Here is a 15,655-nt window from a genome sequence, read left to right on the forward strand (position 1 = left end):
TGAGAAGGACGCGGCGCTAGGCGGGGACAGCATCATCGGACGCGGCAGGAGCCGAGGCCCCCTTGATGTCGGCGATCGCGCGCTCGATCGTCTCGCGGTAACGCGCGCGCGGCGGCAACACGCCATGGGTGAGCAGCGCGCGGCGGACCGTTGGCGAGGCACCGGTGACGAACAGCCTGATGCCCTGGCGGTGAGCCTTGGCGGCGACACGCCCCAGCACGTTCGCCGCGGTGGAGTCCAGGAACGGGACCGCAGCGAAATCGACGACGATGCCCTTGCGCGCGTCGGCGACGCCGTCGAGCACGTTGCCGATCGCCGATGCCGCCCCGAAGAAGAACGCACCCCTGATGCGATAGACCAGTACGTCGCGATCGACCGCGAGGGCGGAATCATACGGCACGCGCTCGCCATTGCCGTCGTCGGGACGGTCGGCGAGCACCAGTGGGGAGCGCTCCTCGATCCCGGTCATCTCGGCCATGCGGTGGATGAACAGCACCGCACCGAGCGCGAAGCCGACCAAAATGCCTTCGGTGAGATCGCGAAAGACCGTGAGCAGGAAGGTCGCGAGCAGCACGACGGCGTCACCCCACGAGGAGCGCAGCAGGATTGCGAACTCCTGCTTCTCCGCCATGGTCCAGGCCACCACCACCAGCACCGCGGCGAGCGCGGCCAATGGGATGTAGCTGGCGAGCGGCGCCGCGATCAGCATGAACAGCAGCAGGAAGATGGAATGCAGCATGCCCGCGAGCGGGCTCCTCCCGCCGGCGCGGATATTGGTGGCGGTGCGCGCGATCAGGCCGGTGACGCAGACGCCGCCGAACAGCGCCGAGCCGATATTGGCGACGCCTTGTGCGACCAGCTCGCAATTGGAGCGGTGGCGGCGTCCGGTCATGCCGTCGGCGACCACGGCCGACAGCAGCGACTCGATCGCGGCGAGCAGCGCGAAGGCGATCGCATCCGGCAGCACCGCCTTCGCCTTCTCGAGCGAGAAAGCCGGAAGCGCGGGCGATGGCAATTCGCGCGGTATCCCGCCGAAACGCGTGCCGATGGTTTCGACCGGCAGCGACAATGCAGCGCTCAGCACCGCCGCAAGGACGACCGCAATCAAGATGCCCGGCCAGGACGGCCGCCAGCGCCGCAGCACGGCGATGACGAGAATGCTGACCGCAGCGATGGCGACGGCGGACGGATTGACAGTGTGCAGACCCCCGGCGAGCGCGACGAGCTTCGGGACGAACTCGCTGGGCTCCTTGGCCGAGAGCGTGATCCCGCCGAGGTCGCGGAGCTGGCTTGCAAAGATGATGACGGCAATGCCGGCCGTGAAGCCGACCGTCACCGGATAGGGAATGAACTTGATATAGGTGCCGACCCGCAGCAGACCCGCGGCGATCAGGAACAGTCCCGCCATCATGGTGGCGAGGATCACGCCGTCGACGCCGTGCCGCTCCGCGGTCACCGCGACCAGCACGATGAAGGCGCCGGCCGGTCCACCGATCTGGAACCGGCTGCCGCCGAGCAGCGAGACGATGAAGCCGCCGACGACCGCGGTGTAGAGGCCGCGGTCGGGGGTCACGCCCGAGGCAATCGCGATCGCCATCGACAGCGGCAGCGCCACGATCGCCACCGTGAGGCCCGCGAACAGATCGGCGCGGAAATCCGCAAGGCCATAGCCCTCACGCCAGACGGTGACGAGCTTCGGCAGGTACAGTTCGGTAAAGGTCGGCTGACGAAACTGCCGCAGTCCGCCTGCGCGCTCGCTGGTAATGCTCATGCCCCGCAACGCTCCGCTGCATCGTGCGGCCGCGTGCTCCGGCGCGACGGTGCATTTAGCTCATTTCATTTCCGAGCATGACCGTCGTTCTGATCATGCTCCCACCCGGCGCGGCGGCCCCGACTCCTTGAGGCGAACGCCACGCCCACCGCTGTCGCTGCGCGCATGTTCGCCGATCAGTTCGACGCCGGCCCGCTCGAACGCCTCGACCACCTTGATCAAGGTCTCGACCACGCCACGCACGTTGCCGGTGCTGGCCTCCATCCGCTGGATGGTCGGCAGCGAAACGCCGGCGAGCTCGGCCAGGGTTTTCTGGTCAATGCCGAGCAGCGCGCGGGCTGCCCGCATTTGAAATGACGTGATCACCTTGGCCTCACGTGTGAAAGATTATAATTGATATTTCACGCCTATACAATGATGTAAAATACATCATCTGGAGCGAAAACGCAAGCGACCGCTTGGTGGCGTCGATGAATTGGTCAGCGGGGTATTTGAAGGAGAGATGCATCTTAACGAGAGGTCGGATCGCGCCTGGCGATGCGAAGCATCGTCCAGTGCGATCCGGGTGAGGGGCATGGCACTTCGCTGCCACGATCGAATGTCCATCCGGCTCGTGAGGCCATCGAGAGCATTCTATCTGCGATTCAGACCGAACTCGTGGAGGCAGCCCCTCACCCCACCCTCTCCCCGTAAGGACGGGGAGAGGGAGTGAGAGAACCGTGCGTCCCTGACGGATTACGCCGCGTGCTGATGCGCGGCGATGATCTGGTCGGCGGCGCGCCCGGTCACCTCGGCCATGTGGTCGAACTGACGGGTGAAGCTGCCGGCGCCGGCGGTGGCCGAGCGCAGCTCCACGATCAGCTCGCCGATCTCGGCTTCAGGCATCATGGCGCGCACACAATCCCAGCCGCTCCAACCGTCGCGGGTGTCGAAGCCGAGGATCTGCCCGCGTCGCGCCGACAGGATCGCGTTGATCTTGGCGGTGGCGTCGGTCGGGCAGACGATCTCGACGACGTGGATCGGCTCCAGCAACACCGGCTGGCATTGCGGCAGGCCTTCGTTGAGCCCGACCCGCGCCGCCGTGCGGAAAGCCAGGTCGGAGGAATCGACGCTGTGATAGGAGCCGTCGGTCAGCGTCACCTGCACGTCGGTGACGGGGAAGCCGAGCGGCCCGCGCGCGAGCCCGTCGACGACGCCCTCTTCCACCGCCGGGATGTAGTTGCGCGGCACGGCGCCGCCGACCACCTTCTCGGCGAATTTGAAGCCGTCGCCGCGCGGCAACGGCCTGATGTCGAGCACGACGTCGCCGAACTGCCCATGGCCGCCGGACTGCTTCTTGTGCCGGCCGCGCTGGGTAATCGGCTTGCGGATGGTCTCCTGATAGCCGATCGCGGGCGGATGCGATTTCACGTTGACGCCGAAGCGGTCGCGCAGCCGCTCGACCTCGACGCGCAGATGCATCTCGCCCTGCCCCCACAGCACCGTGTCGTGGGTCTGGGCGTTCATCACGATGACGAGCGAGGGATCCTCCTCGTGCAGCCGCGCCAGCGCCTGGCCGAGCTTGACGTCGTCCTTGCGATCGGTCGCCGCAATCGACATTCCGAGCACCGGCGGCGTCGGCTCCGCGGTGACCAGCGCCGTCGGCTGGGTCTTTCCGCTCGAGACCATGTCGCCGGTCTTGACCGGATCGAGCTTGCCGAGCGCCACCGTGTCACCGGCTTCCGCCGACGGGCGCTTGGTGTCGTAGGCGCCATTGACGGCGAGAATGCCGGAGATGCGGCTCGCACCACCCGAGGAGGATTGCAGCGTGGCGCCGTCATCGAGATGGCCGGCGATCAGCCGCGTCAGCGACAGCTTGCCGCCGTGCTGGGAGTGCAGCGTCTTGAAGACGTAGCCGAGCGCGTCCTTGGTGTCCGGCACACCGAGACGCTTGGCGGTCTCGGCGATGCCGGGCGCCTCGTGGCGCAGCGCCTTCATCAGGCGCAGCACGCCGTTCTCGCGCGCGGCGGCGCCCAGCAGCACGGGACAGATCAGGCCTTCGCGCAATTCGCGGGCAAGGTCGTCGAACACCGCATCGCGCGGCGGCTGGATATCCTCGAGCAGTTGCTCCATCAGCGCGTCGTCGTGATCGGCGAGCTTCTCCAGCATCGAGAAGCGGGCTTCCTTCTCGCGATCGAGATCGCCGCCCTCGAGCGCGACCACCTCGGACGCCTTGTGCTCGCGATAGACGAACGCGCGCTCCAGCGCGAGATCGACGAAGCCTTCGATCAGCTCGTCCTTCCAGATCGGAATCTGGCGCAGTACCAGCGGCACGCGGGAGGCGGGCTGGAGCGTCGCGAGGGTCTCGCGGATGCGCTTGTTGGCACGGTCGATCTTGTTGAGAAACAGGAAACGCGGAATCTTCAGCTCCTCCAGCTCGCGCAGGATGATCTGAAGCTGCGGCAGCTTCTTCTCGTCGGCCTCGCAAACCACGACCGCGGCGTCGATCGCGGGCAGCGCGGCGCGCATGTCGTGGGCAAACTCAACGGAACCGGGACAATCGAGGAAGGTGTAGCTGTCGCCCATGAAACTCGTGGTGGCAGCAGTAAGGCCGACGGTCATCTTGTGAAGACGGGCCTCGGCACTGGCGTCGCCGACGGAAGTTCCGGCGTCGACGCTGCCGGCGCGCGGGATTGCGCCCGTTCGCGCCAATATCGCTTCAAGAAGAGTGGTTTTACCGCTTTGGAAAGGGCCCACCAGTGCAATGCACCGTGGACCTCGGGGACTTCTGACGTCTTGTCCCATTCGCCGCCTCCCTTGTGTGGAGCTCGGCCCGTGATTGGGTCGGCAAACGTTGATGCTCTGCCCGTCATCCGGGTTTGGCAAGCATCAAACGTCGCTGCGGTGCGTCGTCAGTCAGATCAAGTCTTAGCGCCTGATGAATCAGGTACGACCTATTGCCCCAGGGTGTTCCACCTCTCCCTTCGGGAGAGATGAACTTCTGCTGGCGCTGTCTCAACTACAATTGACCAAGTCTTAGCGACCCGGACGCAGTTCCAGGCTCTCCAGACCGGCTGCGACATTGAGTCCGACCTGGCCCTGCACGCTAAGCGGTTGAAGGGCGATCGAATTGTTGGAGCCGCCAATGAGCACATTGCCTCCTAAGCCGACCCCGACCGACGCGCTGCCTTGCGCGCCCGCGTAATTGCCGGAGAGATCGCCGGGGCCGAGACGGTCGACCGGCGCGAACACGCCCCAGGCCAGCGCGGTCTCCTGGGTGATGCCGATGTCGAGGCCGACTTTACGGATGGTCGCGACATAACGATCGTCAGGTACGCTGTCGGCGCGCAGGACGCAGCCGAGATTGGTCACCGATCCCACCACGAAGCCGACGCTGGCGCCGCCGCGGCATTCGAGCACGCCGACCCGCACCATCCGCTGCTGCGCGCTGGCGCCGGCGACGGAGGCAACGAGGCTCGCGACAGCGAGTCCGGCGAGGAAGATTGAGCGGCGCATGAAATGTCTCCGGCGATGAGGTGATGCAAGCATGGAGGGCGCGGCACAAAGCCGCGCGAGGTTCTATGCCACAATCGTTCCGGTGGTACCAGATCGCGCGGGCGTTAAAGAATGTAAAAGCAAAAGGGCCCGCAGGATGCGGGCCCTTTCATGTCAGATCGTTACTGCGAGCTTAGCGCAGATTGCCGCAGAAGCGCTGGATGCGCTTGCAGGCGTCTTCGAGATCCGAGGTCTTGGTCGCATAGGAGATGCGGAAGGCCGGGCCGAGGCCGAAGGCCGAACCCTGCACGACAGCGACGCCCTCGGTCTCCAGCAACTCCGTGACGAACTGCTCGTCGTTGGAGATCAAATTGCCCGACGGCGCTTTCTTGCCGATGGTGCCGGCGCAGGACGGGTAGACGTAGAACGCGCCTTCCGGCCGCGGGCATTCAATGCCGTTCGCCTGGTTGAGCATGGAGACCACGAGGTCGCGGCGCTCCTTGAACACCTTGTTGTTGGCGGGGATGAAGTCCTGCGGACCGTTCAGCGCCTCCACCGACGCCCACTGCGCGATCGAGCACGGGTTCGAGGTCGACTGCGACTGGATCGTCGCCATCGCCTTGATGAGCTGCGCCGGACCACCGGCATAGCCGATGCGCCAACCGGTCATGCAATAGGCCTTGGACACGCCGTTCACGGTGAGCGTGCGGTCGTAGAGGCTCGGCTCGACCTGAGCGACGGTCGTGAACTGGAAGTCGTCATAGACGAGGTGCTCGTACATGTCGTCGGTCATCACCCAGACATGCGGATGCCGCACCAGCACGTCGGTGAGCGCCTTCAGCTCGGCCTTGGTATAGGCAGCGCCGGTCGGGTTCGACGGCGAGCACAGGATGACCCATTTGGTCTTCGGCGTGATCGCGCGCTCGAGCGCCTCGGCCTGGAGCTTGAAGCCGGTCGCGGCGGTGCAGACCACCGACACCGGCTCGCCGCCGGCGAGCGCCACCATCTCGGGATAGCTGACCCAGTACGGCGCGGGGATGATCACCTCGTCGCCCGGATTGATGGTCGCCATAAGCGCATTGTAGAGCACCTGCTTGCCGCCGGTGCCGACGATCACCTGGTTCGGCTTGTAGCTGATGCCGTTCTCGCGCTGGAATTTCGCGATGATCGCTTCCTTCAGCTCGGGGATGCCGTCGACCGCGGTGTATTTGGTCTTGCCGGCCTCGATGGCGTGGATCGCCGCAAGCTTGATGTTGGCGGGCGTGTCGAAGTCGGGCTCGCCGGCGCCGAGGCCGATGACGTTGCGGCCCGCCGCTTTCAGCGCGCGTGCTTTATCCGTGACCGCGATGGTCGCGGACGGCTTCACACGGTCGAGCGCAGCGGCAAGGAAGGACATCATCATCTCCTGGCGAGCGTCGTGAACCCTTGAGGTCTCACGACTCTGATTGTGGGAATACGCCACCCTAAAACGGGCGCCGCTGCACCGCAAGAAACTTCGGCCCGATCTTGAAAAAGTTTACGAATTTGGGGCGTTCTGAGCACGGCGGAACGCAATATTTCGCAACTTTGCCGCCTGAATCCCTCATATCCGGCAAGCGCTGTCCTCGGAGCAATTTAGCGCTTCCAAAGGGCCAAGGGACCGCCATGAGACTGACGTCAGGCTGACGCCGCGAGCCCGCGCTCGATCGACAGCGCCTGATGCGATCACACTCATTCACCGCTCCTACACGATCGCGCGGAGGCAAGCGCTTACACGTTGACGCAAGCGTGATCCGATTTGCATCATGCTGCGGAAATGATTTTCCGCAGCGTTGCAGTGCGGTAGGGTTTTCGAGTTTTTCTATTGATCAGGCCTTGCGGCGGATTCGCAACGGCATCATTGTTTAGCCGCGTTGCGGGGCAACAAGCGCCGCGCCTTCACGTCCTCGGAATCGAATCCTCTAGAATGTACAAGCTCTATTCGATGCAACGCTCCGGCAACAGCTACAAGGTCCGCCTTGCGCTGGCGCTGCTGAACGTGCCCTACGAAGCGATCGAGGTGGACATTCTGCGCGGCGAGAGCCGCACGCCGGACTTTCTGTCGAAGAATCCGTCCGGGCAAGTGCCGCTGCTCGAGGTCGGCGACGACCGCTACCTTGCCGAATCCAACGCCATCCTCTGGTACGTCGCCGTCGGCACGCCGCTCGCGCCGGAGAACCGCATCGATCGCGCCGAGGCGCTGCAATGGATGTTCTTCGAGCAGCACGCGCTCGAGCCGAACCTCGGCGCGGCCTATTTCTGGCTGTCGCTGGTCAAGGGCGGTCGCGACCTCCAGACCCACGCGCTGGAGGACTGGATGGAGCGCGGCTATGGCGCGCTCCAGGTGATGGAAAATCACCTCAAGACCAACGCCTATTTTGCCGCGCGCCAGCTCACGGTCGCCGACATCGCGCTCTACGGCTACACCCACGTCGCCGAGCGGTGCGACTTCGACCTCTCGACCTTTCCGGCGATCCGGGACTGGCTGAAACGGGTCGAGGAAACGCCCGGCTTCGTCACGATGGCCTGGCGGCCGGCCGACATCGACGATCCCGCCAGCATTGCGGCCGGCGCCTGAGGGCCCCGGCTGGGATGAGGGGAATAGCGGGCATATCGGGGAAATAGCGGGCATAACGGTATTCCTTGCCGCAATCCCGCCACGATCAGCGCGATAGCCGCCCCAATGTTGCCGGTTGAAACTGTGAAATTGTTCGGCGTCGCGGGTGATTCGCTCGCACGCTGAAGGATTTAGACCATGATTCGGGCGTCCGGCACGGCAGGCTTTCAGGGCCGACCCGTCATCGCCGCCTCTTCCCGGTTGACCAACGCCGTCGCGGCCTCGCTCGCGATCGCGGCGCTTTCGCTCTGCCTGATCGTCACCCTGACGGTGCTGTCGACCAAGGCGACCATGGCGATGGGTCTTCCGGTCTGATCCCCGTCTCATCCTGGACCAGCCTTCACGGCGCCCTGTGACGACCCGCCGATCGGCAACGCGACAGGACTTCGATGAAGTCACCGGTGATACTCGTTGCAATTACCCTGACCGCGGCCATCCTGGTCGCGGCGTCGCTCTTGATTTTTGCCGGCACGCGCAAGAACATCGGCACCTCGATGCTGAACGCGCCCACGCTGCAACGGCAGCCGATGCCCGCACATTTGGCCTAAAATCATCCGAAAGCTTTGCGCTTCCGCGCAGCTCCCCCTTAAGCGCGATGCACGAAACACATCGCCTTTCCACAACAATCGGCCAGTCTGACGCCCTTCCTCGTTCAGGGAGGAGCGAGACAGGGCCATGCGGTTCGGCTGGCGTGCGATCTCCGGTCCGGTGCTGACGGCAGCGGTTGCGCTGCTGGCGATCCTGCTCGATCGATCGGTCGCCGGCCCCTCGCCCGCGCCGCTGTTCGTCTGCATCGTGGCCCTTGCCGGATCGCTGTCGGGCTTCGGCTCCGCCGCAACCAGCGCGGCTTTCGCGGTGATCGGTGCTGTGCTGTTCTTCTTCAATCACGGCGCCATTCCCGGAATCACCTTGATCGATTTGGTCCGGCTCGGCCTGCTGGCGACAACGGCTGCCGGCACCGCCGCCATCACCGGGCTGATGCGCGAGCGCCTGCTCGAGACGTTCGCCGCCGAGCGCCGCAACCACGCCATCGCCGCACGTCTGTCGGCGGCGCTCGACCAGGTCGATATCGGCATCGTGCTGCTCGATGCCGAGACCCGTGCCGAGTTCATCAACCGCGCGTTCCGCGACTATTTTGCGCTGCCCGACGCCAAGGCCGACGGCAAGCCGCCCTTCATCGCGCTGATGTATCACGGCCGCGACACCGGCGCGTTCGAGCTGCCGGAGGACGAGTTGAGCGCCTTCATCGCGCAACGCATGGAGATGGTGCGGATCGGCGACGCCACCCCGATCAACATCAACTTGCGGAATGGCGAGGTGCTGCGCTTCGTCTGTACCGCGCTGCCCGACGGCGGACGCATGCTGAGCTACACGCCGGTGACCGACCTCGTGCGCCACACCGATACGCCGGCACAGGCCGACTACTACCGCTCGCTGCGCGATCCATCGAACCGCAACCTGATCCGCTATTTACGCGTTGCGGAGTAGCGCGAGCGCGGATTGATCGGCGCGGCCATCATCACGTATGAAGGACGCGTCACGGAGGCCTCGCGCCTCTCCTCCTTTGGATCGCGGGATTTCGACATGTCGCTCACCATTCGCTCCGTCACGCGGCAGGATTACGATCAGTGGCTGCCGCTGTGGGACGGCTACAATGCCTTCTACGGCCGCTCCGGCCCGACCGCGCTCGCAGCCGAGATCACGCACATGACGTGGCAGCGCTTCTTCGATGCCTACGAGCCGGTGCACGCGCTGGTCGCCGAGAGCGAGGGCCGGCTGCTCGGGCTGACGCATTACCTGTTCCACCGCAGCACCACCGCGATCGAGCCGTCCTGCTATCTGCAGGACCTGTTCACGCTCGAAGCCTCGCGCGGCAAGGGCGTTGCCTCGGCGCTGATCTACGGCGTCTACGAGCGGGCGAAGCTCGCAGGCTCGCCGCGCGTCTATTGGCAGACGCACGAGACCAACCTCACGGCACAGAGCCTCTATGACAAGGTCGCGGAGCGCTCCGGCTTCATCGTCTACCGCAAGCTGTTCTGATCCCGGCGGGGCGCACGCCCCTGTGGATAACTTTGCCTGTCACCCGCACGTAACAGTAGAGCGCTAGGTTGGGCCTGCGTCTGATCCGGCCCCCCGTCACCGATCAAGCGCCCCAAGCGGTCCCCGTCAGTCGCCGCGTCTGACAGGGGCCGCATTTTTTTGCCTGCAATTTTCTTGTCAGCATGGCAGCAGCGCGGGCAGCGCATTTGCCGGCGCGGTGCTCGGCGGGTCACAATGCCATTGCTGCTTGCCCTTGATCAGGATCTCCCATGGAAATTCGCAATCTCGGCGCCTCCGGCCTGCGCGTCTCTGCGGTCGGGCTCGGCTGCAACAATTTTGGCCAGCGCACGGATCTGGAGACCTCGCGCAAGGTGATCCATCGCGCGCTCGATCTCGGCATCACGCTGTTCGACACCGCCGACATCTATGCGGGTATGGGCGGATCGGAGACCGTGCTCGGCACCGTGCTCGGCGATCGCCGCAAGGACATCGTGCTCGCCACCAAATATTCCAAGCCGATGGCGACCGACGGCACCAAGCAGGGCGCCTCGCGCCGCTACATCATGAACGCCGTCGAGGCCAGCCTGACGCGGCTCAAGACCGACTACATCGATCTCTACCAGCAGCACGACTACGACCCGCTGACACCGATGGAAGAGACGCTGCGCGCGCTCGACGATCTGATCCGCCAGGGCAAGGTCCGCTATATCGGCAATTCCAACTTCCCGGCCTGGCGCATCGCGGAGGCCGAGTTCACCGCGCGCGCGATGAACGTCAGCCGCTTCGTCTCCTGCCAGGACGAATACAGCCTGGTGGTGCGCGACATCGAGACGGATTTGTTGCCGGCCGCGCAGGCATACAAACTGGGCCTGCTGCCGTTCTTCCCGCTGGCAAGCGGCCTGCTCACCGGAAAATACCAGCGCGGCACCGCTGCGCCCGCCGACACGCGCTTTGCAAAGGCGCCGGCGCTGCGCGACCGCTACGTCACGCCGCGCAACGAGGACATGGTCGAGAAGCTCCAGGCGTTTGCCAAGGCGCGCGGCCACACCATGCTCGAGCTCGCCTTCTCCTGGCTCGCGGCGCGCCCGCAGGTGTCGAGCGTGATCGCAGGCGCCACCCGCGTCGAGCAGATCGAGGAGAACGTGAAGGCGATCGCCTGGCAGCTCAGCGCGGATGATCTTGCCGAGATCGATCAGATCACCAAGGCTTGAGCATGCAGCGGTTTTCCCTCGCGACAAACGCGGAACGCGTTTGCGCGGAGATCATGCTCAAACAACAAACAGCGCGGCGCTATTTCGCGCCGCGTCCGACCGTCTGCATCACCTCAAAACCCTCGAACTGCGGATGGCCGAGATAGAGCGGCTTGTTGTCGCCGGCCTTGTGATGCGCCGCGCGAAACGCCTCCGACTTGGTCCAGGCCTCGAACGCCGCGTGGTTCGCCCACACGGTGTGTGAGGCATAGAGCGTATGGTCCTCGAGCTCGGGTCCCCTCAGCAGATGAAACTCGATGAAGCCCGGCACTTTGTCGAGATGGGTGTCGCGCGTGAGCCAGATTTGCTCGAAAGCAGCCTCCGAACCCTTGGCAACGCGGAAGCGATTCATGGCGATGTACATGCGGATGGTCTCCTGATGCTGCGCGGATTATTTCGTCATTCCGGGATGCGCCGCAAGGCGCGAGCCCGGAATCCATTGCTCCGCGGATGAATGGATTCCGGGCTCGCGCTGACGCGCGCCCCGGAATGACAATTTTGAGTTAAGCCACCAACCCCTTCATCGGCCGGGCCGCGGCGCTGTCGGGGAACACCGTCTCGGCCAGCACGCGATCGGACAGGCCGAACTGGCCTTGCAGCGCGCCCTTGATCACCGAACGCAAATCGGTGGTGGGCTTGAGGTCGCGACCTTCGTACAGGTTGGCGAGCTTGAGGCCCGGCCAGTCGGAGACGACGCGGCCGCCTTTCACGGCGCCGCCGGCAAGCAGCGCGATGGTGCCGGTGCCGTGGTCGGTGCCGTCGGTGCCGTTGATGCGCGCAGTGCGGCCGAACTCAGTGGCGACCACAACAACGGTGTCGCGCCAGCGCTCACCGAGGCTGCTCTCGAATTCGGCCAGCGCGCCATCGAGGCCGCCGAGCAGGAATGCGAGGCGACCGACCGGGCCGCCTTCATTGGCGTGCGTGTCCCAGCCGTCGAAGGCGAGTGCCGCGATCCGCGGACCGTCGTCGGCGGCCATCAGCTTGGCGGCGCCGCGCGCCACCTGCCGCATCTGCATGGCCGCATTGCCGGGCTTCGGCTTCATGTCATCGCCGCTCGCGGCCTTTTCGAGCTGTAGGCCTTGCGACAGCGCCGATGCCAGTACGGGATCGCGATGGCGATAGAGATCGACGAGCCGCATCGCGGTGTCGTCGTCGGCCTGCGGCAGCGCGACCGGCGCCCAGCCGACGGTCGGCGCCGCGCCGCGCAGCACCAGCGGCGTGGTGGGGCCGACCGCGAGCGCACTGGACACCCGCTCACCGCGTGGCAGCGCTTCCAGTGCGCGGTTGAGCCAGCCGGACTGCACTCGGCCCGGGCCGGCATAGCCGCTCTCGAGCACGTCCTGGCCGTCGAAATGCGAGCGGTCGCGATAGGGTGTTGCGACAGCATGGATCACCGCGGCGTGCTTGTCGCGATACATGCGGGCGAATTCCGGCATCGCCGGATGCAGGGCGAAGAAGGTATCGAGCATGATCGCGGGATGCGCCCCATCCGCCGCGAGCGCAATCGATCCGTGCAGGCCGGCGTAATCGGGATCACCGACCGGCGCGACGGTCGAGAGCCCGTCGAGCGCGCCGCGCAGGATTACGACGACCAGGCGGGGATCGCGCCCGTCCGCCGCGCGCGCGAATTTCGGCAAGTAAGCCCAGGCCGCGAAGGAGGCGCCGCCGAGCAGGAGGCCGCGACGCGAGGTGAGGAGCCGGTTCTCGGTGCAATCCATCACATCATCTCCTCTGCATTTCCGGCGACATCAACAGCAGTGCGAGCGCCTGTTGGCGCGACTCCGCCCGCTCGACGGTTCGCCGCGTTTCGATGGAGGCCGCGTCCGCGGCGGCGAACTCCAGGAGGTCAAGCGGGTCGATGTTGTTGCCGAGCCGCGCGCCCATCTGCGCGGCGATGTCGAGCCGCAGCTTCATGCCTTCGGGCGCCGCCCAGGCGGCGCTGGTGTCCGGGAAGCCATTTGGCCCCGCAGGCGACCACAGCGGCTGGCCGAGCAGGTTGAGGCTGTTGAGATATAGACCGGGGTCCTCCGGCACGCGCGCGAGCAGCCGGCCGCTCGCGACCAGGAAGTCGTAAGGCGAGCGCATCTTGGTCAGCGGGGCCTTCCAGGCTTCGTCGGAATCGACCAGCGCGGTCGCGAGCGCCTTGAGATCGCCGTCGGTCCTGACGAAGACGTCGCGTAATCGCGCCACCAGCGCGGGCGGCGGATCGTCGGCGACGAAGTGTCGGGCGAATTTGGTGGCGATGAAGTTCGCGGTCGAGGGATGGCGCGCGATGTCGGCGAGCGCCGCCTCGCCCTGCGCAAGGCCGGTCGCCTCATAGGTCTTGCCGAGCAGCTGCTGCGGCCCGGGCTGGTGCGCATTGGTGTTGAACACGAACGAGCCTGGTGTTCCCAGCTGTCCCTGCCGGCCGGCAAAAGTCCAGCCGGTGATGATGCGCGCCAGCGAGGTGACGTCCTCCTGCGTATAGCCTCCGCCGACGCCGAGCGTATGCAGCTCCATGATCTCGCGCGCGAGATTCTCGTTCAGCCCGCGCTTGCGGTTCTGGCCGGCACGCGAATCCGGTCCGAGCGATTGCTGGTTGTCGAGAAAGAACAGCATCGCCGGGTGCTGTTCGACCGCCTTCAGCATGTCGGCGAAACGCCCGAGCACGTGCGGGCGGATCGCCTCGCGCTCGAACGCGCCGGCCCACATCCGCGCCAATTCGCCCTTGCTTGCGGAGATGCAGAAATGGTTGGACCAGAACACGACCAGCCGCTCGGTGAAGCCGCACTCGACCAGCGTCGCGCGCTGCAACCGCGCCAGCGCTTCGGCACGGAACGTCTTCTGGATGACGTTGAGCGGCTGCGGCGCGGGCTTTACGGCGGGCGGCGCGGCCGGGTTCGGCTGCATCGTGTCGGGCTTCGCCGCATTGTCCGCCGGCTTCGCCTCGGCCATCTGGCCGGCGATCTCGGTCGCCGCACTGTTCAGCGAGAGATTGCGACGCAATTTGGTGTCGGGCTTCGGATCGGCGGGCGCCTGGGCGGGCGGCGCTTCGGCGGGCGCGGCGACCTTCGCGGCCTCGCGCGCCTGCTTCACCTGATCCTGATAGGCGAACACGGCCTGACCGAGTTGCGGCGTCGATTGCAGGCCCGGCGCCTCCAGCAGCACGCCGTTGGGACGGCCGAGTTCCGCCTTCACGAATCCGCGCGGATCGGAAGCCGCGTTGATGAGATCGCCGGAGGCCCCGCCGCGCGCCCCGAAACCGAACCGGTTGAGCGCAACGAGGGCGGCTTGCGAATCGCGGGCCATCGATGTGTCCTCTGCCCCTTGCCAGACGCTTCCCGGGCGTATGCGCGAGGTTTAATATATCGCGGCGGGAGATGAACCCGACATGAAAAATGACGGCGAAGCTTCGGCGTAAATCATGACAAATCCGAAAGACTTTCCGTTGCAGCCGCCGCGACGCCTCGCCTGTTCCCGCTGCGGCACCGAGTTCGGCTGCGACCTCTCGAGCACCTGCTGGTGCGCGGAGGAGGTCGCGCGGCTGCCGATGCCGGTCGAGGGCGATGATTGCTTGTGCCGGGAGTGTTTGCGGAAGGCGGCGGCGAAATAGTCCTCAACGTCGTCCTGGCAAAAGCCAGGACGACGTTGAGGAGGGAGTGTACGCTCTCTCAACGATATTATTGCGGCCTGCGCCGGGACGACATTGGGAGAGAGCGTGGGTGACAACTACACCGCATGTCCCGGCGACTTGCGCGCCATGCCGTCGAACGCATCGAGCAGCTTCTCGCGCCACGCATGGACAGGATCATCCGCTTCGAGCAGCTTGAACGGGCTGACGACGCGCGCCCATTGGAAGCCGCCGAAGACGATGTAGTCGGCATAGTTCGGCGCACTGCCGCCGAGAAAGGGTTGCGTCTTGAACGTCTGGCGCATCACCTCCAGCGACTTGCGGAACGCGACCACGCCGGTGTCGCGGCTCGCCATGATGTCTTCGAGCGCCTTGCCGCCGAAGCGCGCCTCGCGCGACTTGCGGAAATAGGCGGCGTCGACCTCGGCCAAGTTCTTCGGGATGTCGGCGATGATCAGCGGAAAGATGCCGCCGACGATAGCGATGTCACCCCAGGCATTGAGCATGCGCGCCATGGCGCGGCCGCCCTCGCCGCCGAACAGCGACGGGCGGTCTGGAAAATTGTCTTCGAGATAATTCGCGATCGTCCAGGAATCGACCACCGGCCTGTCGTGATGCAGCAGTACCGGGACCTTCTCCGAGCCATGCGGTGCGACCGCGCTTTTTTCGGTGAAACGCCACGGCAGCGATTCCGCCGACAACCCCTTGTGCGCCAGCGCCATCCGCGTGCGCCAGCAGAACGGGCTGAAGGGGCGGCCGGCGTCGGTGCCGACGAGTTCGAAGAGCTTGAGTGACATGGAGCGCCTCCACTTGCTCCGTCATTGCGAGGAGCTCTGGCGACGAAGCGATCCAGACTATCGCCGCGGAAACATTCT

16 protein-coding genes are annotated in these 15,655 nt (G+C 65.6%); 7 read left to right on the plus strand and 9 right to left on the minus strand.

Features of this window, described 5'->3' with window-relative positions:
• Nucleotides 1-16 precede the first annotated feature (16 nt).
• From K289_RS0112615 to K289_RS0112640, 5 genes are all read right to left on the minus strand, one after another.
• Complete coding sequence (locus K289_RS0112615) at nucleotides 17-1,771, minus strand: SulP family inorganic anion transporter (RefSeq protein WP_027551842.1); 1,755 nt, start codon at nucleotides 1,769-1,771, stop codon at nucleotides 17-19.
• Between the two features lie 93 nt (nucleotides 1,772-1,864).
• Nucleotides 1,865-2,137 carry a helix-turn-helix domain-containing protein gene (locus tag K289_RS0112620; protein WP_027551843.1) on the minus strand — a complete coding sequence of 91 codons (273 nt, stop codon included), beginning with the start codon at nucleotides 2,135-2,137 and terminating at the stop codon, nucleotides 1,865-1,867.
• Between the two features lie 369 nt (nucleotides 2,138-2,506).
• Nucleotides 2,507-4,555 carry an elongation factor G gene (locus tag K289_RS0112630; protein WP_027551844.1) on the minus strand — a complete coding sequence of 683 codons (2,049 nt, stop codon included), beginning with the start codon at nucleotides 4,553-4,555 and terminating at the stop codon, nucleotides 2,507-2,509.
• Nucleotides 4,556-4,786: 231 nt separating this feature from the next.
• The gene (locus tag K289_RS0112635) at nucleotides 4,787-5,266 is read right to left on the minus strand and encodes a DUF992 domain-containing protein (protein ID WP_027551845.1); all 480 of its coding nucleotides are present in this window, start codon (nucleotides 5,264-5,266) and stop codon (nucleotides 4,787-4,789) included.
• Between the two features lie 172 nt (nucleotides 5,267-5,438).
• Complete coding sequence (locus tag K289_RS0112640) at nucleotides 5,439-6,641, minus strand: pyridoxal phosphate-dependent aminotransferase (protein ID WP_027551846.1); 1,203 nt, start codon at nucleotides 6,639-6,641, stop codon at nucleotides 5,439-5,441.
• 549 nt (nucleotides 6,642-7,190) lie between these two features.
• Between K289_RS0112640 and K289_RS0112645 the strand changes: the two genes are divergently transcribed.
• The 6 genes from K289_RS0112645 (at nucleotide 7,191) to K289_RS0112670 (ending at nucleotide 11,131) form a co-directional block, all read left to right on the plus strand.
• A complete protein-coding gene (locus K289_RS0112645) occupies nucleotides 7,191-7,841 on the plus strand; it encodes a glutathione S-transferase family protein (RefSeq protein ID WP_027551847.1) in 651 nt (216 codons plus the stop codon).
• Between the two features lie 177 nt (nucleotides 7,842-8,018).
• Complete coding sequence (locus K289_RS51520) at nucleotides 8,019-8,195, plus strand: hypothetical protein (RefSeq protein ID WP_198024695.1); 177 nt, start codon at nucleotides 8,019-8,021, stop codon at nucleotides 8,193-8,195.
• Nucleotides 8,196-8,269: 74 nt separating this feature from the next.
• Nucleotides 8,270-8,428, plus strand: a complete 159-nt coding sequence (locus K289_RS51525; RefSeq protein WP_198024696.1) for a hypothetical protein — start codon at nucleotides 8,270-8,272, stop codon at nucleotides 8,426-8,428.
• Nucleotides 8,429-8,555: 127 nt separating this feature from the next.
• Complete coding sequence (locus tag K289_RS0112660; RefSeq protein WP_027551848.1) at nucleotides 8,556-9,368, plus strand: PAS-domain containing protein; 813 nt, start codon at nucleotides 8,556-8,558, stop codon at nucleotides 9,366-9,368.
• A 96-nt stretch (nucleotides 9,369-9,464) separates the two neighbouring features.
• Entirely contained in the window at nucleotides 9,465-9,920 is a 456-nt protein-coding gene (locus K289_RS0112665; protein ID WP_027551849.1) for a GNAT family N-acetyltransferase, read from the plus strand.
• Between the two features lie 269 nt (nucleotides 9,921-10,189).
• Nucleotides 10,190-11,131, plus strand: coding sequence for an aldo/keto reductase (locus K289_RS0112670; RefSeq protein WP_027551850.1), 942 nt, complete (start codon nucleotides 10,190-10,192; stop codon nucleotides 11,129-11,131).
• Between the two features lie 79 nt (nucleotides 11,132-11,210).
• Here the strand turns inward: K289_RS0112670 and K289_RS0112675 are convergent, their stop codons facing one another.
• From K289_RS0112675 to K289_RS0112685, 3 genes are all read right to left on the minus strand, one after another.
• Nucleotides 11,211-11,534, minus strand: coding sequence for an antibiotic biosynthesis monooxygenase (locus K289_RS0112675; protein WP_027551851.1), 324 nt, complete (start codon nucleotides 11,532-11,534; stop codon nucleotides 11,211-11,213).
• Nucleotides 11,535-11,673: 139 nt separating this feature from the next.
• Nucleotides 11,674-12,888, minus strand: a complete 1,215-nt coding sequence (locus K289_RS0112680) for a DUF1501 domain-containing protein (RefSeq protein WP_156917932.1) — start codon at nucleotides 12,886-12,888, stop codon at nucleotides 11,674-11,676.
• Between the two features lie 4 nt (nucleotides 12,889-12,892).
• Nucleotides 12,893-14,458 (minus strand): DUF1800 domain-containing protein, encoded by a 1,566-nt coding sequence (locus K289_RS0112685; RefSeq protein ID WP_027551853.1) that lies wholly within the window; start codon nucleotides 14,456-14,458, stop codon nucleotides 12,893-12,895.
• Nucleotides 14,459-14,573: 115 nt separating this feature from the next.
• Here K289_RS0112685 and K289_RS52225 point away from each other — a divergent pair, with 115 nt between their 5' ends.
• The gene (locus K289_RS52225) at nucleotides 14,574-14,762 is read left to right on the plus strand and encodes a cysteine-rich CWC family protein (protein ID WP_027551854.1); all 189 of its coding nucleotides are present in this window, start codon (nucleotides 14,574-14,576) and stop codon (nucleotides 14,760-14,762) included.
• 116 nt (nucleotides 14,763-14,878) lie between these two features.
• Here K289_RS52225 and K289_RS0112695 read toward each other — a convergent pair whose 3' ends face one another.
• The gene (locus K289_RS0112695) at nucleotides 14,879-15,577 is read right to left on the minus strand and encodes a glutathione S-transferase family protein (protein WP_027551855.1); all 699 of its coding nucleotides are present in this window, start codon (nucleotides 15,575-15,577) and stop codon (nucleotides 14,879-14,881) included.
• Between the last annotated feature and the right edge of the window lie 78 nt (nucleotides 15,578-15,655).

Source organism: Bradyrhizobium sp. Cp5.3, assembly GCF_000426265.1.
Taxonomy (GTDB): domain Bacteria; phylum Pseudomonadota; class Alphaproteobacteria; order Rhizobiales; family Xanthobacteraceae; genus Bradyrhizobium; species Bradyrhizobium neotropicale.

Coding starts and splice junctions, on each gene's coding strand:
- K289_RS0112670 (WP_027551850.1), top strand. CDS start 10,190: ATGGAAATTCGCAATCTCGGCGCCTCCGGCCTGCGCGTCTCTGCGGTC.
- K289_RS0112665 (WP_027551849.1), top strand. CDS start 9,465: ATGTCGCTCACCATTCGCTCCGTCACGCGGCAGGATTACGATCAGTGG.
- K289_RS0112615 (WP_027551842.1), bottom strand. CDS start 1,771: ATGAGCATTACCAGCGAGCGCGCAGGCGGACTGCGGCAGTTTCGTCAG.
- K289_RS52225 (WP_027551854.1), top strand. CDS start 14,574: ATGACAAATCCGAAAGACTTTCCGTTGCAGCCGCCGCGACGCCTCGCC.
- K289_RS0112645 (WP_027551847.1), top strand. CDS start 7,191: ATGTACAAGCTCTATTCGATGCAACGCTCCGGCAACAGCTACAAGGTC.
- K289_RS0112630 (WP_027551844.1), bottom strand. CDS start 4,555: ATGGGACAAGACGTCAGAAGTCCCCGAGGTCCACGGTGCATTGCACTG.
- K289_RS0112680 (WP_156917932.1), bottom strand. CDS start 12,888: ATGGATTGCACCGAGAACCGGCTCCTCACCTCGCGTCGCGGCCTCCTG.
- K289_RS0112675 (WP_027551851.1), bottom strand. CDS start 11,534: ATGTACATCGCCATGAATCGCTTCCGCGTTGCCAAGGGTTCGGAGGCT.
- K289_RS51520 (WP_198024695.1), top strand. CDS start 8,019: ATGATTCGGGCGTCCGGCACGGCAGGCTTTCAGGGCCGACCCGTCATC.
- K289_RS51525 (WP_198024696.1), top strand. CDS start 8,270: ATGAAGTCACCGGTGATACTCGTTGCAATTACCCTGACCGCGGCCATC.
- K289_RS0112640 (WP_027551846.1), bottom strand. CDS start 6,641: ATGTCCTTCCTTGCCGCTGCGCTCGACCGTGTGAAGCCGTCCGCGACC.
- K289_RS0112695 (WP_027551855.1), bottom strand. CDS start 15,577: ATGTCACTCAAGCTCTTCGAACTCGTCGGCACCGACGCCGGCCGCCCC.
- K289_RS0112685 (WP_027551853.1), bottom strand. CDS start 14,458: ATGGCCCGCGATTCGCAAGCCGCCCTCGTTGCGCTCAACCGGTTCGGT.
- K289_RS0112660 (WP_027551848.1), top strand. CDS start 8,556: ATGCGGTTCGGCTGGCGTGCGATCTCCGGTCCGGTGCTGACGGCAGCG.
- K289_RS0112635 (WP_027551845.1), bottom strand. CDS start 5,266: ATGCGCCGCTCAATCTTCCTCGCCGGACTCGCTGTCGCGAGCCTCGTT.